1 protein-coding gene is annotated in these 663 nt (G+C 37.0%); it reads left to right on the forward strand.

Annotated features, from left to right (window positions below; genetic code table 11):
• Positions 1–111: 111 nt before the first annotated feature.
• Positions 112–663, forward strand: a 552-nt coding sequence (locus ACLD7X_RS17690) for a glycosyltransferase family 2 protein (RefSeq protein ID WP_411425003.1), incomplete at its 3' end; no start/stop codon positions are given.

Genomic DNA, 663 nt, shown 5'->3' on the forward strand with positions numbered 1-663 from the left:
GAAATAAGTTTTTGGAGATAACTCCAAAAACGGCATCAAAAAACCTAAAAGTTGAGTAAGAATAAGGAAATCGTGCTATCACTTATCATTTGTTCCAGAAATGATAATTATATGGGAAATCCGATGTGGCGTCTTGCTACGAGTATAAACTATTTATCAGAAAATATTTTTTACTTAGGTAGAGAACAAGAGGTAGAAATCATTGTGTCGGATTGGGGAAGTGTTGTGCCAATTGCCGAAGTGTTGAAACTGAGTGCGAAAAGCTCTGAAATTACACATTTTTTGCGTATTCCAGAAGAAAAAGCGAAAGTGCTTCAGAAAGACAGCCCATTTGCTGAGGTATTTGCTTTAAATGCAGCTGCTAGAGCGAGCAGAGGCCTTTTTATTGGTAGAATAGATCAGGATACCCTCGTAGAAAAAAATTTCATTAGTCGATTTTTTGATGCTTTTGAAAAAAAGGAAGATTTTGGAATCGATCTTAGTGGTTCTTATATGTTCGCTGCTCGTAAACAACTGCCATATTCCTTTGTAAAGAAAAGGCCTAGCCTCGCCGAGATAGATTATGCTATCAACCGTTTTAAGAATTGCATATACAGTGAGGAGTTAAAATTCTGTTATTGGGCATCCCCAGTTGGTATACTGCTCATGCACAAAAACATATGG

The sequence above is a fragment of the Aphanothece microscopica RSMan92 genome (assembly GCF_046613545.2).
GTDB lineage: Bacteria > Cyanobacteriota > Cyanobacteriia > PCC-6307 > Cyanobiaceae > NIES-981.